At 51.3% G+C, this 18,773-nt stretch carries 13 protein-coding genes, 12 tRNA genes and 1 other annotated feature; of the genes, 23 read left to right on the top strand and 2 right to left on the bottom strand.

What is annotated here, in order from left to right; all coding sequences use genetic code 11:
* Positions 1 to 184 precede the first annotated feature (184 nt).
* The 15 genes from AC0YN4_RS30610 to AC0YN4_RS30540 all read left to right on the top strand — a co-directional run bounded on the left by AC0YN4_RS30610 (position 185) and on the right by AC0YN4_RS30540 (position 5,264).
* A tRNA-Asn gene (locus AC0YN4_RS30610) sits at positions 185 to 260 on the top strand.
* A gap of 5 nt (positions 261 to 265) precedes the next feature.
* A tRNA-Ser gene (locus AC0YN4_RS30605) sits at positions 266 to 353 on the top strand.
* Between the two features lie 18 nt (positions 354 to 371).
* A tRNA-Glu gene (locus AC0YN4_RS30600) sits at positions 372 to 446 on the top strand.
* Between the two features lie 11 nt (positions 447 to 457).
* Positions 458 to 533: transfer RNA gene (locus AC0YN4_RS30595), tRNA-Val, on the top strand.
* A gap of 21 nt (positions 534 to 554) precedes the next feature.
* Positions 555 to 631 (top strand) — tRNA-Met (locus tag AC0YN4_RS30590).
* A gap of 10 nt (positions 632 to 641) precedes the next feature.
* Positions 642 to 718: transfer RNA gene (locus AC0YN4_RS30585), tRNA-Asp, on the top strand.
* Positions 719 to 740: 22 nt separating this feature from the next.
* Positions 741 to 816, top strand: a tRNA-Thr gene (locus tag AC0YN4_RS30580).
* A 9-nt stretch (positions 817 to 825) separates the two neighbouring features.
* Positions 826 to 901, top strand: a tRNA-Lys gene (locus AC0YN4_RS30575).
* A gap of 9 nt (positions 902 to 910) precedes the next feature.
* A tRNA-Leu gene (locus tag AC0YN4_RS30570) sits at positions 911 to 993 on the top strand.
* A 9-nt stretch (positions 994 to 1,002) separates the two neighbouring features.
* Positions 1,003 to 1,077, top strand: a tRNA-Gly gene (locus AC0YN4_RS30565).
* A 3-nt stretch (positions 1,078 to 1,080) separates the two neighbouring features.
* Positions 1,081 to 1,157: transfer RNA gene (locus AC0YN4_RS30560), tRNA-Arg, on the top strand.
* Positions 1,158 to 1,173: 16 nt separating this feature from the next.
* Positions 1,174 to 1,250: transfer RNA gene (locus AC0YN4_RS30555), tRNA-Pro, on the top strand.
* A gap of 349 nt (positions 1,251 to 1,599) precedes the next feature.
* The gene (locus tag AC0YN4_RS30550) at positions 1,600 to 3,768 is read left to right on the top strand and encodes an alpha-L-rhamnosidase-related protein (RefSeq protein ID WP_475784191.1); all 2,169 of its coding nucleotides are present in this window, start codon (positions 1,600 to 1,602) and stop codon (positions 3,766 to 3,768) included.
* 139 nt (positions 3,769 to 3,907) lie between these two features.
* Entirely contained in the window at positions 3,908 to 4,612 is a 705-nt protein-coding gene (locus AC0YN4_RS30545; RefSeq protein ID WP_475784192.1) for an IMP cyclohydrolase, read from the top strand.
* An 82-nt stretch (positions 4,613 to 4,694) separates the two neighbouring features.
* Entirely contained in the window at positions 4,695 to 5,264 is a 570-nt protein-coding gene (locus AC0YN4_RS30540) for a xanthine phosphoribosyltransferase (RefSeq protein ID WP_475784193.1), read from the top strand.
* A 356-nt stretch (positions 5,265 to 5,620) separates the two neighbouring features.
* Here AC0YN4_RS30540 and AC0YN4_RS30535 read toward each other — a convergent pair whose 3' ends face one another.
* Positions 5,621 to 6,298, bottom strand: coding sequence for a GntR family transcriptional regulator (locus AC0YN4_RS30535; protein ID WP_475784194.1), 678 nt, complete (start codon positions 6,296 to 6,298; stop codon positions 5,621 to 5,623).
* Between the two features lie 85 nt (positions 6,299 to 6,383).
* Between AC0YN4_RS30535 and AC0YN4_RS30530 the strand changes: the two genes are divergently transcribed.
* The 5 genes from AC0YN4_RS30530 to AC0YN4_RS30510 all read left to right on the top strand — a co-directional run bounded on the left by AC0YN4_RS30530 (position 6,384) and on the right by AC0YN4_RS30510 (position 10,691).
* The gene (locus tag AC0YN4_RS30530; protein ID WP_475784195.1) at positions 6,384 to 7,028 is read left to right on the top strand and encodes a GntR family transcriptional regulator; all 645 of its coding nucleotides are present in this window, start codon (positions 6,384 to 6,386) and stop codon (positions 7,026 to 7,028) included.
* A gap of 90 nt (positions 7,029 to 7,118) precedes the next feature.
* The gene (locus tag AC0YN4_RS30525) at positions 7,119 to 8,267 is read left to right on the top strand and encodes a mandelate racemase/muconate lactonizing enzyme family protein (RefSeq protein ID WP_091225446.1); all 1,149 of its coding nucleotides are present in this window, start codon (positions 7,119 to 7,121) and stop codon (positions 8,265 to 8,267) included.
* Between the two features lie 66 nt (positions 8,268 to 8,333).
* Complete coding sequence (locus AC0YN4_RS30520) at positions 8,334 to 9,101, top strand: SDR family NAD(P)-dependent oxidoreductase (protein WP_475784196.1); 768 nt, start codon at positions 8,334 to 8,336, stop codon at positions 9,099 to 9,101.
* A gap of 15 nt (positions 9,102 to 9,116) precedes the next feature.
* On the top strand, positions 9,117 to 10,052 hold the full coding sequence (locus tag AC0YN4_RS30515) for an SMP-30/gluconolactonase/LRE family protein (protein ID WP_475784345.1): 936 nt from the start codon (positions 9,117 to 9,119) through the stop codon (positions 10,050 to 10,052).
* Positions 10,053 to 10,175: 123 nt separating this feature from the next.
* Positions 10,176 to 10,691 (top strand): hypothetical protein, encoded by a 516-nt coding sequence (locus tag AC0YN4_RS30510; protein ID WP_475784197.1) that lies wholly within the window; start codon positions 10,176 to 10,178, stop codon positions 10,689 to 10,691.
* A gap of 86 nt (positions 10,692 to 10,777) precedes the next feature.
* Here AC0YN4_RS30510 and tyrS read toward each other — a convergent pair whose 3' ends face one another.
* The gene (tyrS, locus tag AC0YN4_RS30505) at positions 10,778 to 12,064 is read right to left on the bottom strand and encodes a tyrosine--tRNA ligase (RefSeq protein WP_475837557.1); all 1,287 of its coding nucleotides are present in this window, start codon (positions 12,062 to 12,064) and stop codon (positions 10,778 to 10,780) included.
* Between the two features lie 68 nt (positions 12,065 to 12,132).
* Positions 12,133 to 12,360 (bottom strand) — a binding site (T-box leader).
* A gap of 135 nt (positions 12,361 to 12,495) precedes the next feature.
* On the opposite strand from tyrS, the gene AC0YN4_RS30500 reads away from it, so the two are divergent.
* The 3 genes from AC0YN4_RS30500 to AC0YN4_RS30490 all read left to right on the top strand — a co-directional run bounded on the left by AC0YN4_RS30500 (position 12,496) and on the right by AC0YN4_RS30490 (position 18,593).
* Positions 12,496 to 13,023: a hypothetical protein gene (locus tag AC0YN4_RS30500; protein ID WP_475784199.1), complete on the top strand. Its 528-nt coding sequence runs from the start codon at positions 12,496 to 12,498 to the stop codon at positions 13,021 to 13,023.
* Between the two features lie 327 nt (positions 13,024 to 13,350).
* Positions 13,351 to 14,100: a hypothetical protein gene (locus AC0YN4_RS30495; RefSeq protein ID WP_475784200.1), complete on the top strand. Its 750-nt coding sequence runs from the start codon at positions 13,351 to 13,353 to the stop codon at positions 14,098 to 14,100.
* A 47-nt stretch (positions 14,101 to 14,147) separates the two neighbouring features.
* The gene (locus tag AC0YN4_RS30490) at positions 14,148 to 18,593 is read left to right on the top strand and encodes an S-layer homology domain-containing protein (protein WP_475837556.1); all 4,446 of its coding nucleotides are present in this window, start codon (positions 14,148 to 14,150) and stop codon (positions 18,591 to 18,593) included.
* The last annotated feature ends 180 nt before the right edge of the window (positions 18,594 to 18,773 follow it).

Raw genomic sequence — 18,773 nt, 5'->3', positions numbered from 1 at the left:
AGGTTCGAGGTGGAAGTGCAGCAATGCATGCAGCTGACGAATACTAATCGGTCGAGGGCTTATCCTACGAACATCTGCTCGGATGTTCAACTTCGGACAACAATCAGCTAAACAAGACCTTCGCAAAGGTTCGTATCCAGTTTTCAAGGCGCAAGCTTTGAACAAGATTCCTGAATAACACTGTTCCCTGATAGCTCAGTTGGTAGAGCACTCGACTGTTAATCGAGTTGTCACAGGTTCGAGTCCTGTTCGGGGAGCCATTCATGGAGAAGTACCCAAGTGGCTCAAGGGGACCCTCTGCTAAGGGGTTAGACTGCGTAAGTGGTGCGAGGGTTCGAATCCCTCCTTCTCCGTTGTAATTTTTCTTGTAAGGCCCGTTGGTCAAGTGGTTAAGACACCTCCCTTTCACGGAGGTAACAGGGGTTCGAGTCCCCTACGGGTCACCATTCATTTCCCTGGAGGCTTAGCTCAGCTGGGAGAGCATCTGCCTTACAAGCAGAGGGTCGGCGGTTCGATCCCGTCAGCCTCCACCATATATGTTTTACTTGTACTATCGCGGGGTGGAGCAGCTCGGTAGCTCGTCGGGCTCATAACCCGAAGGCCGCAGGTTCAAATCCTGCCCCCGCAACCAATTTTACTGCGGAGCCGTGGTGTAGTGGCCCAACATGCCTGCCTGTCACGCAGGAGACCGCGGGTTCGAATCCCGTCGGCTCCGCCATTTTAACCAAAGCTTTATTCTTGCCGGTGTAGCTCAGTTGGTAGAGCAACTGACTTGTAATCAGTAGGTCGTGGGTTCGACTCCTATCGCCGGCACCATCTTTACTCGAGTCATTAGCTCAGTTGGTAGAGCACCTGACTTTTAATCAGGGTGTCGTAGGTTCGAATCCTACATGACTCACCATTTTCTTATGCGCGTATGGCGGAATTGGCAGACGCACCAGACTTAGGATCTGGCGGGCGACCGTGGGGGTTCAAGTCCCTCTACGCGCACCATATTTAAATGCGGAAGTGGCTCAGCGGTAGAGCATCGCCTTGCCAAGGCGAGGGTCGCGGGTTCGATTCCCGTCTTCCGCTCCATTAGTGCCCTTAGCTCAGCTGGATAGAGCATTTGACTACGAATCAAAAGGTCGGGAGTTCGAATCTCTCAGGGCACGCCATTTTTTATCTTTATAACGGGATGTAGCTCAGCTTGGTAGAGCACCTGGTTTGGGACCAGGGGGTCGCATGTTCAAATCGTGTCATCCCGACCATCTTTTAAAACGAACGCTCCTTGCGAAAGCAGGGGGCTTTTTTTGTATATTCCAGTATAAAAACGTTTTACATAATACATAAATATCATCAAGCTCGTGCATTTTTTGTTTATTTTTATAGCCGAATTTCGAGAAAATCCAGTGATATCAAGGGATTCGGCGCTTCAAAAACGCAGTTTGTTTTAATGTTGAAGGAATCGTCCAGTCGATGGTAAGATGTCAGTACATTGAATTGAAAGTGCTTACAGATCCGTAACTCTCTGCCATAAGGTGGTGGCTAGCGGCGTTAGGTTCACATTAAAAACGTTTTTAGTGACTATAATGTTCAAGCAAAGAGAGGAACGATGGGATGGAGACGACAACTATAGCTGAGGTACAATTGCCGGTTTGGATTTGGCATCAGGAACGGGAGCAGCGGCCCAAGTGCGTGCTGACTCGTACATTTACGGCAGAACAAGAAATTCGCCAAGTCTCCTTACACGCATCGTTTACAGGTGCAGCGCGAGTTGTGCTTGATGGGCAAGTGGTAGCTGAGATTGCAGAACGTGCGGGGAATGCAGGCGCTTTTATGAACATTGTCGGTTTTCCGGATGTATTGCAGCCGGGGGAGCATGAGCTAAGGCTGGAAATGGACTGTACGGAGTTCATCCCACTGGTAGAAGTGAACTATTATCTGTGGAATCGCAGGGTTGGTGCGATTGCATTCTTGCAGGGTGAAGGATTATGGCTTACGACAGAGGCAGAGAACTGGCTGGCGGATGAATCGGCTGCTGCGCAAATTTGTCTATTAGGCGAAGAGCCATTCGGTGATTTAGAGAACAGTCCGGCAGCTTTCGTAGCAGGCGGCTTCGGAGATATTGCGGCGTATGATCTGAATGAAGTCATCGTGCAGGACCAATACGGGGTAGAAGCGGCGGTATCCGGCGATGGCAAGGTCAAGCTCAGCGGCGCACATGGGCAAGATGGAATGCTCGTACAACCGGAACAGGAGCAGCTAGAGTTATTCTACCATCTACGGAAGCAGAATGAATGGAGAGCGATGAGGCAGTTGCAGATGGAGATGGACCTCGGCAGCGCTTCGAGAGTGACTGTAGATCTGCTTGCGGAGCATAATTGCCGATTTACGGTCTCGAACCAAGGGGATGAGTCGATAAAGCTGTTATGGAATGGTGCCGAATCGCTCATGGAGCTTGAACATTATGACGGATGCATCACGGAGTGGCTCGTTGTGGCTCCGGGGGAAAAGGTTTGCACGCTCCCGCAGGGCTGCCGATATATACAGCTGTTTGTGCTTGGTGAGCCGGGGCATTCATTTGAGCTAGAGCTAATGTTCCAAACGGTTCATGTGGCGCTGCGTCAGGCAGGGAACTTGCAAAGCGACAACGCGGAGCTGAATCAAATCTTCGAGGTATCCGCACATACAAGCCGAATCTGTCATCAGATTGGGTTGTGGGACGGGATTAAGCGGGATCGGCTGAACTGGACCTTTGATTTCTACCTGGCAGCGAAATCCTGTTACTTCTTATGGGATGATACGAAGGTCATCCGCCGCGCGGTGCGTGAGCTGGGAGAAGGTACGCCTAGCGGGCACTGGATGAACAGTATTTGTGAATATACGCTTTGGTGGATGAAGACGGTAACCGAGTATTATTTTCAGACGGGCGATAAGGAGTTCGTGCTGGAGCTGAAGGAGCCGATGCAGCGTCATATCAAATGGGTGCTTCAGAACACGAAACCCGGCGAGGGCCTTCTCATCCAAGACGGCATTCTGATTGAATGGGTACCGCTCACGAATGAGGAGAAGGTTATTGCGCTGCAGGCTATCTATGCACTAACGCATGCCGACTTGGTGAAATTGGCAGCCGAATTACCTGAGCTGGAGCTGACTCCGCTGCTGGATTGGCCAATGCGAGCACTCACTTCCGAGGATTATATGAAGGAATCCTATGCGCTGGCAGTAAAAGTGCTCGGCATTGCGAGCGGTTATGTAAGTGCTGATGCTGCCGTAGCTTTTCTGGATGAATATGAATTGATGGATCCAATCACGCCTTTGTCGGCGTTCCAACTCGCTGAATGTTATTCCCGATATGGCAAACATGAACGGGCGTATGAGGTCATTTCGATCGTATGGGGCGGTATGCTCGATCACGGGGCCACGACTTTCTGGGAAGCCTATTCGCACGGAGAAGGTGAGGGACGCGACTTTCACGATGCCCTTACGACCTATACCGCTTACGGCTCCTATCGGATGAGCTTATGCCATGCTTGGTCCAGCACACCAGTCAAATGGATCGGTGAAGTTGTTCTCGGTGTTCAGTCTCTTGAACCGGGTTACAAGACCGTGATGGTTTCACCAAATCCGGTTGGCGGCATTCGCGCATGCAGCGGTACAGTCAACACTCCGCATGGCGATCTCCATGTGAAGTGGCATGTCGACGATAGCGGCAAAGTGTGCACGAGCGTTATGGCGCCTCCCGGCGTGCAGGTTGTGGAATGGAGCGAGAATAAGGTCTTTTGAGCGGATTTGCATAATAATAGTTGATTTATGGGACTCATTTCGGTATTGTGAGAGTAATTTAAGAGTCTGGGCAGAGGTAAGGAGAGCTTACGAGTTCTCTTTACCTCTTTTTGCATATTCGGTAGAGGAGCGGATGTGAGTGAAGTCTTATCAACAGGAGTTGTTTGAGAAGCCTTATCCGGGGAGAACGTTGATAGCAGGCATGACGCCTTCCGGGTCGCATTACATGCAGGTGTATTGGATTATGGGGCGCAGTGTGAACAGCCGCAATCGGATTTTTGAACAAGATGGCCTGTATGTGAGGAACAAAGCTTTCGATCCGGCGTTGATGGAGGACCCCTCGCTTATTATTTATTATCCGATCCGTCACTTGGGAGATGCGCACATTGTCTCGAACGGTGATCAGACGGACACCATCTATGAAGGTCTGCAGCTTAGGCAAACGTTCGAGCAAGCGCTTATGAATCGAGAGTTCGAGCCGGATGCGCCGCATTTTACACCGAGGATCTCGGCCGTTATCTATGCGGATGTGCAGCAGTATGAATTGTCGATTCTCAAAACCTATGACAATGACCCTTCGGTGTGCCTGCGTAATCGCTACCACTTCAGCCGCTTCAAGCAAGGAACCGGACACTGCATACATACCTATGAATCAGAACGAGACGGTGTATTGAAGCCGTTTAAAGGCGATCCCTTCGAAGTGCCGTTATTCGATTCGATTGAAGAAACCGCTGATTTCTATTGGGAGGGAATCAACCCGGAGAATCGAATATCGCTGCTGGTCAAATCGATTAGTTTGGAGGATCAAACGATTCAATATGCTTTTCGAAATAAGCATGTGTGAGCGGCTGGCAGAATTAGGGCGGATAATCGGGGAATACTGAAGCTTTAGCTTACGGATTAGGTGAATAGGAGGCGTGAGTACAGTGGAGCTTCTGAAGCAGAAAATAAGACAAGAGGGCATCGTGCTGGATGGCGGCGTGTTGAAGGTAGATACGTTTCTGAATCATCAGGTGGATGCGGAGCTGATGCTTGCGGTCGGAAAAGCTTTTGCCGAGCTGTTCCGTGAGAGCGGCGTGACGAAGATCATGACGATCGAGTCTTCGGGCATTGCACCGGCCGTATTGACGGCGCTTCCGCTTGGCGTGCCGATGGTGTTCGGACGTAAACGCAAATCACTGACGCTTCGGGATGATCTGTACACGGAGAAGGTCTATTCGTTCACGAAGCAAGAGGAGAGCGAGGTTACGATATCGAGAAAGTTCCTCGCGCCGAATGATCGCGTGTTAATTATTGATGATTTTCTCGCTCACGGTGAGGCTGCGCTGGGGATGGCTCGTATCGTTCAGCAAGCCGGGGCAGAGGTGGCCGGTATCGGAATCGTAATCGAGAAGTCGTTCCAATCCGGTAGAGGTAAACTGCTCGAGCAGGGGTTCCGGGTGGAGTCGCTAGCTCGCATTGCTTCGCTCGAAGGCGGCAAGGTGGAGTTCGTTTGATGAATTGAAGTGTAAGTGATTCTGCTGCGAAGGGAGTGTCGCTTACACGAATGACGTGGCTGTACTGGGGGATGGGGCTGGTGCAGCGATGGATATGTTGCAGAATATGCAATATTAGGATGCCGTAAGTGGCGATGTTGAGCGTTATGTTGCAGAATCTGCAACATTCTCTCAAGGAATAGCCTCGTAGATGCGATATGGCATAGAAATGATGCATTTCCTGCAACATTTGCGTAGATTAGGCGGCTTAAGTGGGGAAAAGTTGCATGTTATGCAACTTTACAACTTTGTTAGCTATCCACCACCTGGAACCGGCGATATTGGATTCATCTACGTAGGATAAGCTAGAAGATTGACTAAATCCAAGTCTTCTTCAGCATGTGCAAGTAACGGTTCACTGCATCGATGAAGCTATCGGTATCAGAGGTTAGGCGGCTTAGCAGGGAGTGAAGCGTGTCTCCCATCTCGAAACGGTATGGCGCGAGCCACCGTTTCTTGTTGCCGGCCCAGAATAAGCGGGATGCGCTGTTTGCTAGCGTTTGCTGCATCTCTTGGTTGTGACTGAGCGCGATGACGCGGCTCACGAAATCATATTCGAACTGGCATAACGCAAGTTCGCCGCCGACAATATGAGCGGGGGCATGATCGCCGGCGACCGCAAGAGCGGGTTCATCGCCGACAGATAGCAATGATTCCAACTCGTGGACCAGCTGCCGGGACAACTCGCTGAGCGCAGCCTCGTCGCGAAGGCGCACGCTCGTCACGGCATACAGCAGCAGCGCGGTCAGCAGCTCGAGCAGATCGCCGACCCGCTGGGCGGATGAATCAAGCACGAGCACGCCGTGCTTAGGAATGATCCGCAGGAAGCCTTCATTCTCGAGCTGCTGCAGTGCGGCGCGGACCGGCGTGCGGCTCATATCGAGCTGGCGGCTGAGCTGCACCTCGGAGGTGACGGCTCCTTTGGCAAGCACACCGCCTATAATTTGTTCATAGATGATGTGATAGGCTTCATCACGCAGCGATTGGCGGGGCATGCTGAGGATCCCTCCTATGATTTGTGCATCCGGATACTATTAAAAAGTAGTATAACATAAGAGTGAGGAAGCGAAGGAGGGACGGATGTTGGAGAAGCAGCAGACCGCGGTGACGCTGCGTGATCAGGCTTTCGAAGCGATAAAGAATCGGATTGTAACCGGAGAGTGGCAGGGCGGAATGTTCTTGTCCGAGAAGCTGCTCAGCGAGCTGCTGGGGATGAGTAAAACGCCGATTCGCTCCGCGCTTGATCGCCTGGAGATGATGGGGCTTGTAAAGCTGTCCCCGAAGCAGGGGGTCATCGTGCAGGAGGTGTCGCTAAAGAAGATTCTGGAGATCTACGAGCTGCGATTATCGCTGGAAACCTATGCGGTTCGGCGGCTGACGGGGAAGATGGATGCGGCGTTCTTCGCAGGTTTGGATGCGAATATGGCGCAGCAGGCAGAAGCAATAGCAAACGAGGATATCATCCGGTACGTGGAGCTGGACCGCCAATTCCATGCGCTGATTATCGCCGGACTCGATAATGAAGAGTATACCGAGGTGATGTCGCGCATCCAAGATAAGTTTCTGCTCGTTGTGCGGACGACCTTCAATCGCAACAAGAAGCGTCTCGCAGGCAGCATCGAAGAGCATTGGCAGATTCGTCATGCGCTGGCAGGTAACGATCCTGAGCTAACCGTTCAATTAACGCAGCGGCATATTGAATATGTGAAGAAGATCATGCTTTGATGTATACAAGTTAGACATCTTGTCGCTTCCCGAACGGCTATGCTACGCTGGGCTCAATTAAGGATAATGAAATTGGGAGGCGCAGCGGCAATGAAAATAACTAATATTCGCACTTATATTCTCGGCAACCCGTGGAAGAACTGGCTCTTCGTGTTAGTAGACACAGATGAAGGCGTAACAGGGCTTGGTGAAGGGACGCTGAACGGTTTCGCCAAAACCGTAGAGGCTGCCATTCACGAGCTGAAGCATCTCGTCATCGGACGCGATCCGTTCGATGTGGAAACGATCAGTCTGAAGCTGTTTCGCGACGTCTATTCCGACGGCGGACAGATTCAAGGTTCAGCGCTGGCCGCAATTGAAACCGCTTGCTGGGACATCATGGGCAAGGTGACGAACCAGCCGCTCTATAAACTGCTTGGCGGCAGCTGTCACGATAAGCTGCGCTGCTATGCCAACGGCTGGTACCGCGGACCGAATACGCCGGAGAACTTCTTCGAGAAAGCGAAGATTGTGGTCGATAAAGGCTACACCGCCTTGAAGTTCGACCCGTTCGGCGCGGCTTGGCGTACGGTTAGCCGGCAGGACTTCTCCGCTGCAATCGAGAATATTGCGGCAGTCCGGGAAGCAGTCGGCAAGGATGTCGACATTCTCATCGAAGGCCATAATCGCTTCAGCGTGAGTACGGCACTGCAATTCGCAGATGCGATGCTGAAATATGAACCGACCTGGTTCGAGGCGCCGGTTCCGCCGCAGCTGATCTCCAGCATGGTCGAAGTGGCGCGCCGCAGTCCGGTGCCGGTCGCCTGCGGGGAGGACTACTACTCGCGCGAGCAATTCGCGGAGCTGCTCCGTCATGATGCGGTGCATATCATCCAGCTGGAGCCGCAGTATCTGGGCATCTCGGCATCGAAGCAAATTTGCGGCATGGTCCATGCCCATAACGGCGTAACGGCGCCGCACAGCGCGCAAGGTCCGGTATGCTCGGTTGTATGCAGCCATTTGAATATGGCGACGCCGAATTTCCTCATCCATGAAATTTTCGATGAATTCAATGAGCCGTGGGAAGAGCAAGTACTGCTCCCGCCCTTGAAGGTTCAGAATGGTTATTTATTGCCTCCGGAAGGGCCGGGCCTTGGCGTGGAGCTGAATCTTGAAGAGATCGATAAGCATCCGTACCAGGTGGGCAATTGGCTGCCGCTCTTCAAGCAAGGCTGGGAGAAGCGCGAGACCGTTAAGTAAGAACAGAGGAGAGGCGTCCCTACCAAGGACGTCTCTTTCGATAATACCTGATAATGGGGGCCGCATATGAGCTGGATCGGGAAAGTGGTTATCGTGACTGGTGGAGGAAGCGGGATTGGAAGAGCTGTCTGTCATCGTTTTGCAAAGGAAGGTGCATCGGTTGTCGTGGTGAATCGCACGGCTTCGAAAGGCGAGGCGGTCGCGGAGGAGATTACGGAAGCGGGACTGCTAGCCACTGCGATGCAGGCTGATGTGTCGTCGGAGTCGGATGTGAAGCGGGTGGTGGAGGATACGCTCGCCAAGTACGGTCGGATCGACGTCATGGTGAACAATGCCGCGGTATGTCCGCAAATTCGCATTACGGAGATGAGCTTGCAGGGTTGGAACGAGGTCATCACGAATAATTTGACATCGGTCTTTTTGTTCTGCCGTGAGGTGCTTCCTGCTATGGTCAGCAGAGGCGGCGGTGCTATTGTGAACGTCAGCTCCGTGCATGCGCTGGCAACTTTGGATGGTTATTCGGCTTACGCTGCTTCCAAAGGCGGCATCGTGTCGTTGACTCGGGCGATTGCCTTAGACTTTGCCAAACAAAATATCCGGGTTAACGCGGTACTGCCCGGGGCTGTACATACGCCGATGCTGGAGAGCAGCATCAAGAACCTCGACACTCCGCGCGAGGAAACGATGAAGCAGTGGAACGAAGCGCAGCCGATGGGCCGTGTCGGCACAGCAGATGAGATCGCATCGGTCGTCATGTTCGCGGCAAGCGCGGACAACTCGTTCATGACGGGGGCCGTGTTAGTGGCTGATGGCGGGATGACTATTGATTTGTAGGAGGATGAACGATTGATGCAGCAATCTAATGCACAGCTGCGAGAGCAGCTGCATTCCCGAAAGGCGGAGCTGGTGCTTGACGCTCAAGCGATACTCGCTGAAGGACCAAGCTGGAATGCGGAGCAACGGAAGCTCTATTGGGTGGATATAACCGGCGGATCATTCAGCCGGTTCGATCCGGCTACGGGGCGCAACGAGCAGTTTACGATCGGCAAGCCGGTCGGCGCTGTCGTATGTGATGCTTCAGATGGCGATGCCGTCATTCTGACGACGCGGGATGGGTTCGAGCATTACCACTGCGGAACCGGGAAGCTGACCCCGATTGCAAATCCGGAGGCGCATTTGCCTGAGAACCGATTTAACGATGGAAAATGTGACTCTGCCGGCCGTTATTGGGCGGGGACGATGCAGGATGCCGAAGTGGATGTTAAAGGGTCCTTCTATGTGCTGGATCATGATTTAAGCTGCCGCAAAATGGTGGATGACGTTGGCGTATCCAACGGCATCGCTTGGAGTCTCGACGAAACGCAGCTGTACTATATCGACTCGATGAAACAGACGGTGACAGGGTTCGACTACGATGTGTTGACAGGGACGATTCGTAATCCGCGGCTGGTGATTGATTTTCGGCCGGAGGAAGGGTTCCCGGATGGAATGACGATCGATAGCGAAGGCATGTTATGGATCGCCCATTGGGATGGATGGCAGGTGTCGAGATGGAATCCACTGACGGGACAAAAGCTGGAATCGATCTACGTTCCTGTGGCAAAAGCGAGCTCATGCATCTTCGGCGGCGACAACCTGGATATCCTCTACATCACGACAGCTAGTATCGGTCTCACGCCGGAGACGAGTGGGGATCAACCGCATGCAGGCGGAATCTTCACCTGCAAACCGGGCGTAGTCGGTACGCCGACACATGCTTTTCGAAGCGACAAAACATTTACGTAAATTTTAGCAAATTCGAGCTTGCTGAATCTATCAATTTCACCCAAAACGGGTATAGTAGAGATAGAGGCAAGTCTTACTAAAAGGCAAGTCTCGCTAACGCTCGCGAGCGAGGAGATGGTAATTATGAACCGACATGCACTAGGCATCACGCTAACAATCATCGGATTGGTAGCTTGCATCTCAACAGCATCGGCAGTCGATAATAAGGGCTACGCGCCTGTAACCCAAACTCCGGAAATGATCACGGTTTACATCAACGGCATGGACACGCAAGGCGGTAAGCTGCTTCTGCAGACAGACGAGATTCAGTGGTTCGAAGGGGAAGCGGCGGATGCGGCTTTCGTCAAAGAAGAACCGGATTCCGGTCTCGACAAAGCCCCAGACGGCTACTACATCGTGAATGATGATGAAACGGTGAAGACGCTCGAGGTAGATCCTCACGCAGCCGTCATTATGCAGATCTATGACCGTACCGGCAGCCTTGTGAATGCTTCCACCGAGTGGAACCAAGCCATTTCGCTTGATAAATTCGATGCGATTTTTCACGCAGACGGCCTCATTACTGTCAGCGATTATCCGTATCATCTAACGATTCAGAACGGTAAAGTTACGCGCATCGTACAGCAATTTATACCTTAAACTATTGGGCCCTTGGCCATCGAAAAAGCCGCTATCCATCATGGATAGCGGCTTTATTTTGTTTGGTTATATCAAGATCAAGTATGTTATTCAAACCGCGCCAGGAAGTAGTTCTTCTTCCCGCGGCGAAGGAGAATGTACTTGCCGTACAGCTTCTGATCTTGTCCGAGTACGGTTTCACTGACGGTTTGTTTCTGTCCGTTGATAGAGACCGCACCGCTCTCAATGTCCTGTCTCGCTTGGCGACGTGATGAAGCCGCACCGACTTCGATCATCAGGTCCATTAAGCTGCGATCTTCTTCACCCGTACAAACGGTAGTCGGCATATCTTGCAGCGCTTCTACAAGCTCGGCTTCGCTCAGCGACATGAATTCGCCGGAGAACAGCGCTTGCGTGATTTTCTCTGCGGTTACGACGGCTTCTTCTCCATGCACAATCTTCGTTACTTCACGAGCAAGCTCCCGTTGTGCAACGCGGCGTTCAGGCTGCTGCTTCAGTTCGTTCTCGAGCGCTTCGATTTCCGCTTGGGAGAGGAACGTGAAGTATTTCAAGAATTTCACGACATCGTTATCGTCCGTGTTGATCCAGAACTGGTAGAACTGGTACACCGATGTTTTGCTCCGATCGAGCCAGATTGCGCCTGTCTCGGATTTGCCGAACTTCTTGCCGTCGCTCTTCGTAACAAGCGGCATCGTCATGCCGTAAGCGTCGCCGCCGCCCATTTTGCCGATCAATTCAAGACCCGCGGTAATGTTGCCCCATTGGTCGCTTCCGCCTACTTGCAGGGAACAGTTATGTTCTTGATGCAGCTTATAGAAATCGTAAGCTTGCAGGATCATATAGCTGAATTCCGTAAACGAAATGCCATTGGATAATCGCGAGTCTACGGAGTCCTTCGCCAGCATGTAATTAACCGTGAAGTTCTTGCCGATATCCCGCAGGAACGTAATGACATCTAGCTGAGCAATCCAATCGTAGTTGCTGACCAGCTTAGCAGGATTGCCTTCTGAGTTGAAATCGAGGAATGCAGAAAGCTGTGCTTTCAAGCTGTTCGTCCACGATGCAACCGTGTCCGCCGTATTAAGCGAACGCTCGCTGGAGCGACCGCTTGGGTCGCCGATCAAGCCTGTACCTCCGCCTACAAGTGCAAGCGGAATATGGCCAGCAAGCTGGAAGCGGCGAAGGCATAGAATAGGTAGCAGGCTGCCGATATGAAGGCTGTCGGCTGTCGGGTCGAAACCGCAGTACAGCGTGACACGCTCACTTTCCAGCTTCTTTCTCAAGTTTTCGGTATCCGTTAGCTGATGAATCAGTCCACGGTATTCCAGATCATTAACCAAGTCTTTACTGCTTTGTACGCTTCCGCTTAACATTGTTGAAATCCCTCCATTAGGTAGTTGAATTGAGTTGGAAAACAAAAGAAAGACCCGCCCCTGTCATAGACAGGGACGAGTCATCGCGTTACCACCCTAATTGAAAACGCAGTGCGCTGCGTTCTCCACTCTTGTCATGTAACGGCTGACAACCGTCTGCTCCTTCTGCAGCTTGCAGTTTCGGAGACGAGAAGCTCGGGAAATGTAATTGACGTTCAACCTGTACCGGCTTGCACCAACCGCCGACTCTCTGGAAGCAGGATTTGAACGCTGCTGTTTTCCTTCATGGCTTTATCCATTTGCTTGTTATTGAAATAACTGTATACGATTATAGCTCAGCATGTCAACTTGGAACGGAGCTGAAGAAGAACTTGGCAGGTATTTCACAACGTTATAAGATAAGACCATACCAGCGAAGGGAGCTCGATCATATGTTTGATCCGACTGTATTTGATAACTTGAAGGTAGCGATCGAGAATCAAGTCTATGATCTGGACAATATTGCCGGACAAATCCTGATTACGCATCGCGTCGATCGGCTGGAAATGGCTGTTATGGCACGGGTATTCGCGCTGCAATTCACGCTGGTGAACGGAGGCGGCATTACGGCAGAGATGCGGCTGGAAGCATCGCTGAAGGATCTCGCGGCAGAGCTGCTGGAACAGAAAGGCGAGAACCCGGGGTGTTCGCTGCGACTGCGCTTCTATATGCCGGTTCAAGATACGGAAGCGGAGTGCAAGGCGATTGAGCAGAAGCTGCTCGAATTATGGCAGCCGGAGCTGCCGCCTACACAAACGCTGAGCTTTACGTATGGTGAGCAAACAGTCAGCTATTTTAATGAAATTGAACTGCATTTTAATCGGAAAATCAACGAGGAGCAAATGGAGGATTTGCCGGATCTTATTGATCACGTGATGCAGACACTTGAGGCGCTGGATGGCCTAAGTACGGGGGATTGACGAGTTATTTTGAGGTATGAATTTTAATTCCGACAAAAACGATAGGAAAAGTCTTGACTTTGGATTCTATTGCCAATAAGATAGAAACAAGTAAAGCAAACGACAGCATTTCATTTGTCGGATGACATAGGATGATTAGTCTACTGGACCACCAGAGATTCAATGAGAGAGCGTGATTGTACACGCCATCGTTGGGTCTTCTTTTTTTATCCGGAATTCATCATTAAGGGGGAGGAACGACGAAGTAAGCTGTCGTTCTTTACAGGCAAGACCAATTAAGATCCCACTACACTATGCTCAGAGAGCGAAGAAGGAGATGTTCTTACTATGAAAAAACCAAACGTATCGAAACTTACTTATTCCCTTGTGATCGCAAGCGCTGTGTTTCTGGTGTTGACTTATACCGCCGTATTCGCCAATAAAGATTCGCAAGATAGCACGAATCCTACTACTCCTGCTGTTGAACAAGCTGCAGCACCAGCGTCTGCACCTGCCGAAACGAAGGAGACTGCTCCTGCGGCAGTTGTAACAACAGAAGAACAACAACCAGCGTCAACGGTTGCTCCTGCTGAAGAAACGCAGGCAGCCGAACCAACTGTTGAAACGGCTGCTGCCCCAGCGCCTGCCGAAGAAACACAAACGGCAGCAGTGGACAATACGGATGCTTCAGCGAAACAAGCAAAAACAGAGCCTGCTGCATCCACTAAAGCTGCAGCAGTGAAACAAGTGAAAGCTCCGGCTACAAGCACGAAAGCTGCTTCCCCGGTAACAACCAGCTCTGCTGCGCCTAAAACAGCAGCAGCATCCGTGAAACAAGAAGCACCGGCAGCAGCAGTTGTATCCGCACCGGTAGTTGAAGAGCAACCAAGCACACCGGCTCCTGCAGCAGCACCTGTTGACAAAGGACCGAAGAAGGTGGGCTCCCTGGTGGCTAAGAAAGAAACTACACAAGCAGCAGCTTCGACATCGTCTTCTTCATCATCGTCGTCATCAAGCTCCAACTCTTCGTCTTCGGATTCCTCGAACTCTTCAGGCGGAGAAAACAGTGGTGCGGTGGAAGAAGAGGTTTGCCCATAACCGCAGCTCTTCTATGCACTCATCCCACTAATTAGGAGCGTAACTATATGCGAAAACATCAGCCAATTGTCAGACTAGGGGCACTATTACTAGCCATCTTCCTAACGATCCCGTTCTTCCAAGCTTCGACCGCTGCCGCGGATCCGGCAACTCCAAGCCCAAGCGCAATCAGCCATTATAATTATTTCAGCGACGTATACCCGAATTTGAAGGATGCCAATCATGTGTTCAGAACGGCTACGTATGAAGATATCGCCCACATATTCGAGAGCGAAGGTACATACGCGGTTCTGTTCGGCGGCGCATCCGTTGCCAGCACACAGGCGAATATCGGTTTCATTAATCAGGTTGCCAAAGAATACAACATCTCGACGATCTACAACTTTGACACGAAGCTCGACGGCGTGAGCTTGGATCTGGCAGACAGCACCAACCAGTTTGCGGGTGTGTACACCGACCTGGTGAACAAATATTTGACGGCGAAGGATGCAAGCGGCACAGCGTTGGGCACAAGTCCGGCAGCGGACGTGAAGGATCAAACGCTCCTCTTCATCTACAACAAGGATAATAAAGACGGCGCGAACAGCCAGCCAATCGTGGCTTCGCTGAAGAGCAGCAACACTTCGGCTGATTTCCTGACAGACGGCGTGGAGGATGCGGCGAAGGTAACGGCGTATAAGGACCAAGTGAAAGCGGTCTTTGGCGCAGCGGAATCCTTCGACACGATCAATCCGAACGATTTTATTGAACTGGCGTTCAACAAGAACGTGAAATTCAATTCGACGATTGGCCGGGATATCTTCGACGGTACGGACGGTAATGTCGTACTGGAGCATGTAACGTATCATGAGCTTACGAAATTGCTTGCTTCGCAAGGCAACTACGCGATTCTCTTCGGCGGATCGTGGTGCCCGAATACGCAGGCGGCGATTAAGTTTATCAATGAATACGCGAAGAAATACAACGTCGATAAAGTGTACATGTGGGACCCAAGACTGGATGCGGGCGTTGATGTGACGCAGACGGATTCGGAGACGTTTGACTCCCACGATATCGATCGTCTGATGGTTCGCGACACGAAACACCCGTATGCCAACCTGTACGTGGACCTGGTAAAAACGTACCTGACTAACATTCAGACGCAATATGTGAAAGGGACAAATGACGTCCGATATAAAGATGTGAATAACAATGATGTCATTGCAAACAAGCTTCAAGTGCCTTACTTATTCACGTACAACAAGGATAACAAGGATGCAGCAGGCAACAGCGCTCCGATTCTTGGACATGTGGAGCTGATGTACTCGTGGACGAATATCCAGCCGGATTACGTACCGAATGGCGTATTGCCAAACACGATCTACAAAGCTGCGCTCGACAAACTGTTCTCGCGATTAGAGGCTGTACCGACAGGGCTTACTGGGGTTGCGCCAACTTCCCCAACCGTAAATGACGGTCGCATTACAGGCTCGAAAGCAGGCTTGGAATACAAGCTGTCCGGAGATGCAAGCTACACAGCTGTAACGGGCAATTCCATTACAGGCTTGGCGCCAGGTACTTACAATGTGCGTTATGCGGCTAAACCGGGCTACAATGGTCCTGTCAGCCAGCGTGTGAACAATGTTTCGACGCTGATTGCTCCAACAGCAGTACCATATAGCGCGGGCGAGTCCGTGAATGTAGTCGTACCGCCTTCAACCAATGCCATTAGCCATTATAATTATTTCAGCGACGTATACCCGAATTTGAAGCATGCCAATCATGTGTTCAGAACGGCTACGTATGAGGATATCGCCCACATATTCGAGAGCGAAGGTACATACGCGGTTCTGTTCGGCGGCGCATCCGTTGCCAGCACACAGGCGAATATTGGCTTCATTAATCAGGTTGCCAAAGAATACAACATCTCGACCATCTACAACTTTGACACCAAGCTTGACGGTGTGAGCTTGGATCTGGCAGACAGCACCAACCAGTTTGCGGGTGTGTACACCGATCTGGTGAACAAATATTTGACGGCGAAGGATGCAAGCGGCACGGCGCTGGGCACAAGTCCGGCAGCGGACGTGAAGGATCAAACGCTCCTCTTCATCTACAACAAGGATAATAAAGACGGCGCGAACAGCCAGCCAATCGTGGCTTCGCTGAAGAGCAGCAACAGCTCGGCTGATTTCCTGACAGACGGCGTGGAGGATGCGGCGAAGGTAACGGCGTATAAGGACCAAGTGAAAGCGGTCTTTGGCGCAGCGGAATCCTTCGACACGATCAATCCGAACGATTTTATTGAACTGGCGTTCAACAAGAACGTGAAATTCAATTCGACGATTGGCCGGGATATCTTCGACGGTACGGACGGTAACGTCGTACTGGAGCATGTGACGTATCATGAGCTTACGAAATTGCTTGCTGCGCAAGGCAACTACGCGATTCTCTTCGGCGGATCGTGGTGCCCGAATACGCAGGCGGCAATCAAGTTTATCAATGAATACGCGAAGAAATACAACGTCGATAAAGTGTATATGTGGGATCCTAGGCTGGATGCGGGCGTTGATGTAACGCAGACGGATTCGGAGACGTTTGACTCCCACGATATCGATCGTCTGATGGTTCGCGATACGAAACACCCGTATGCCAACCTGTACGTGGACTTGGTAAAAACATACCTGACTAACATTCAGACGCAATATGTGAAAGGGTCAAACGATGTCCGATACAAAGATGTGAATAACAATGATGTCATTGCAAACAAGCTCCAAGTGCCTTACTTGTACGTGTACAACAAGGATAACAAGGATGCAGCCGGCAACAGCGCTCCGATCCTTGGACATGTGGAGCTGATGTACTCGTGGACGAATATCCAACCGGATTACGTACCGAATGGCGTATTGCCTAACACGGTTTACAAGGCAGCTCTTGACAAACTGTTCTCGAGACTGGAAGCTGTACCGACAGGTCTTACGGGGGTAGCTCCAACTTCGTCAGGCGCAAGTGACGGTCGCATTACAGGCACGAAAGCGGGCTTGGAATACAAGTTGGCGGGAGCAGCAAGCTACACGGCAGTAACGGGCAATTCCATTACAGGCTTAGCGCCAGGTACTTACAATGTCCGTTATGCGGCTAAACCGGGCTACAATGGTCCTGTCAGCCAGCGTGTGAACAATGTTTCGACGCTGATTGCTCCAGTTGAAGTACTCTACAATCCGGGAGCATCCGTGGATGTTGTCGTTCCCGGCGATCCAATCATTAGTCCACCAACGCCGCCTTACGCAGTAGTCACGCCTCCTGCTGCAGAGGTAACGAATACAACTTCAGGTAACACAGCTACTTCAAGTTTTACTGTACCTTCCAAAACCGATGCGGCTACAGGTACAACATCAGCTGTCGTCACGAAGGAAGTAGTTACAGCTCTTGTAGCGGATGCAAAGAAAGCGGAAACGGCCGGAAAATCAGCGGTTGTCGAGTTTAAGGTAGAAGCAAGCGCAGCTACCGAAACCGGCCAGCTAAGCATTCCGCGCAGTGCTTTCAACGAAGTTGCGGATGGCACCGGGGCGCAGGTTAAAGTTAATTACACTGCAGTCGGTTCCATAGTGTTCGACGCCAAAGCAGCGGATAACATCCGTGCAGCCTCAGGTGATGGCGATATTAAGATCGAAATTGCTAAGCAAGAACTTACTGAAGAAGGTAAGCAAGTATTGGGCGACCGGCCTGTATATGAGCTTACCGTGAAAGCGGGAGACCAAACGGTTTCCACTTTTGGCGGAGGCAGTGTCAAAGTCAGTGTGCCTTATACGTTGAAGGCGGACGAAGATCCAAGTGCAGTCATTGTCTACTATTTGACCGACGATGGTTACTTGGAAACGGTAAACGGAGTCTTCAACGCTGCAACGGGTACGGTAGACTTCGAGACGAACCACTTCTCGCAATATATCGTGGGCTATAACAAGGTTACATTCTCAGATGTTGCGACGGCTTCTTGGTACAGCAAAGCGGTAACCTTCCTGGCGGCAAGAGATATTGCTACGGGAACGGACGATACTCACTTCAGCCCGCTCGCGAACGTAACGCGCGGCCAGTTCCTGGTGCTGTTATTGAAAGCATACGGCATCGTGCCGAACGAAACCGAAGCGAATAATTTTGCGGACGCAGGCAACGCCTATTACACGAATTATCTGGGCGCAGCGAAACGTCTCGGCATCACCAACGGCCTTGGCGACAATCTGTTCGCACCGGATAAAGCCATTACCCGCCAGGATCTGTTTACACTTCTGTATCGCTCGCTTGATGCACTTGGCAAGCTTCCTGAGGCCGAATCAGGCGTAAGCGTAAGCAGCTTCAAGGACGCTGATCAAATTGCAGCCTATGCACAAGAGGCAGCTGCAGCGCTCGTAGAAAGCGGTATCGTATCCGGCAATAACGGCAAGCTAAGCCCTCAAGGGGTTACGACAAGAGCTGAGGTCGCTCAGGTATTGTATAACTTGCTTTCGAGCAAATAAACCAAATAAACATTCCGTTCAAAATGGGCATCCAACCGGCTGCCCATTTTGTTCATTTGTAGTATGTAGGAGGAGAAAACATGGATATCATCGTTGCCTTGGTGATCCTCGGTGTCCTTGTCTTTACGGATAATCTGGAGCTGATTAGCGGAGGCGAAGGCCTGTTCGATCTATAGAAGG

The sequence above is a fragment of the Paenibacillus sp. J22R3 genome, assembly GCF_056269305.1.
Note: the sequence above shows the minus strand (reverse complement) of the source record. Positions and strands in the feature narration are given on the sequence as shown.

What these genes read in the sequence shown, in the direction of transcription:
- AC0YN4_RS30550 (WP_475784191.1), top strand. Translation starts at nt 1,600, where the DNA reads ATGGAGACGACAACTATAGCTGAGGTACAATTGCCGGTTTGGATTTGG.
- AC0YN4_RS30535 (WP_475784194.1), bottom strand. Translation starts at nt 6,298, where the DNA reads ATGCCCCGCCAATCGCTGCGTGATGAAGCCTATCACATCATCTATGAA.
- AC0YN4_RS30530 (WP_475784195.1), top strand. Translation starts at nt 6,384, where the DNA reads ATGTTGGAGAAGCAGCAGACCGCGGTGACGCTGCGTGATCAGGCTTTC.
- AC0YN4_RS30525 (WP_091225446.1), top strand. Translation starts at nt 7,119, where the DNA reads ATGAAAATAACTAATATTCGCACTTATATTCTCGGCAACCCGTGGAAG.
- AC0YN4_RS30520 (WP_475784196.1), top strand. Translation starts at nt 8,334, where the DNA reads ATGAGCTGGATCGGGAAAGTGGTTATCGTGACTGGTGGAGGAAGCGGG.
- AC0YN4_RS30515 (WP_475784345.1), top strand. Translation starts at nt 9,117, where the DNA reads ATGCAGCAATCTAATGCACAGCTGCGAGAGCAGCTGCATTCCCGAAAG.
- AC0YN4_RS30510 (WP_475784197.1), top strand. Translation starts at nt 10,176, where the DNA reads ATGAACCGACATGCACTAGGCATCACGCTAACAATCATCGGATTGGTA.
- tyrS (WP_475837557.1), bottom strand. Translation starts at nt 12,064, where the DNA reads ATGTTAAGCGGAAGCGTACAAAGCAGTAAAGACTTGGTTAATGATCTG.
- AC0YN4_RS30500 (WP_475784199.1), top strand. Translation starts at nt 12,496, where the DNA reads ATGTTTGATCCGACTGTATTTGATAACTTGAAGGTAGCGATCGAGAAT.
- AC0YN4_RS30495 (WP_475784200.1), top strand. Translation starts at nt 13,351, where the DNA reads ATGAAAAAACCAAACGTATCGAAACTTACTTATTCCCTTGTGATCGCA.
- AC0YN4_RS30490 (WP_475837556.1), top strand. Translation starts at nt 14,148, where the DNA reads ATGCGAAAACATCAGCCAATTGTCAGACTAGGGGCACTATTACTAGCC.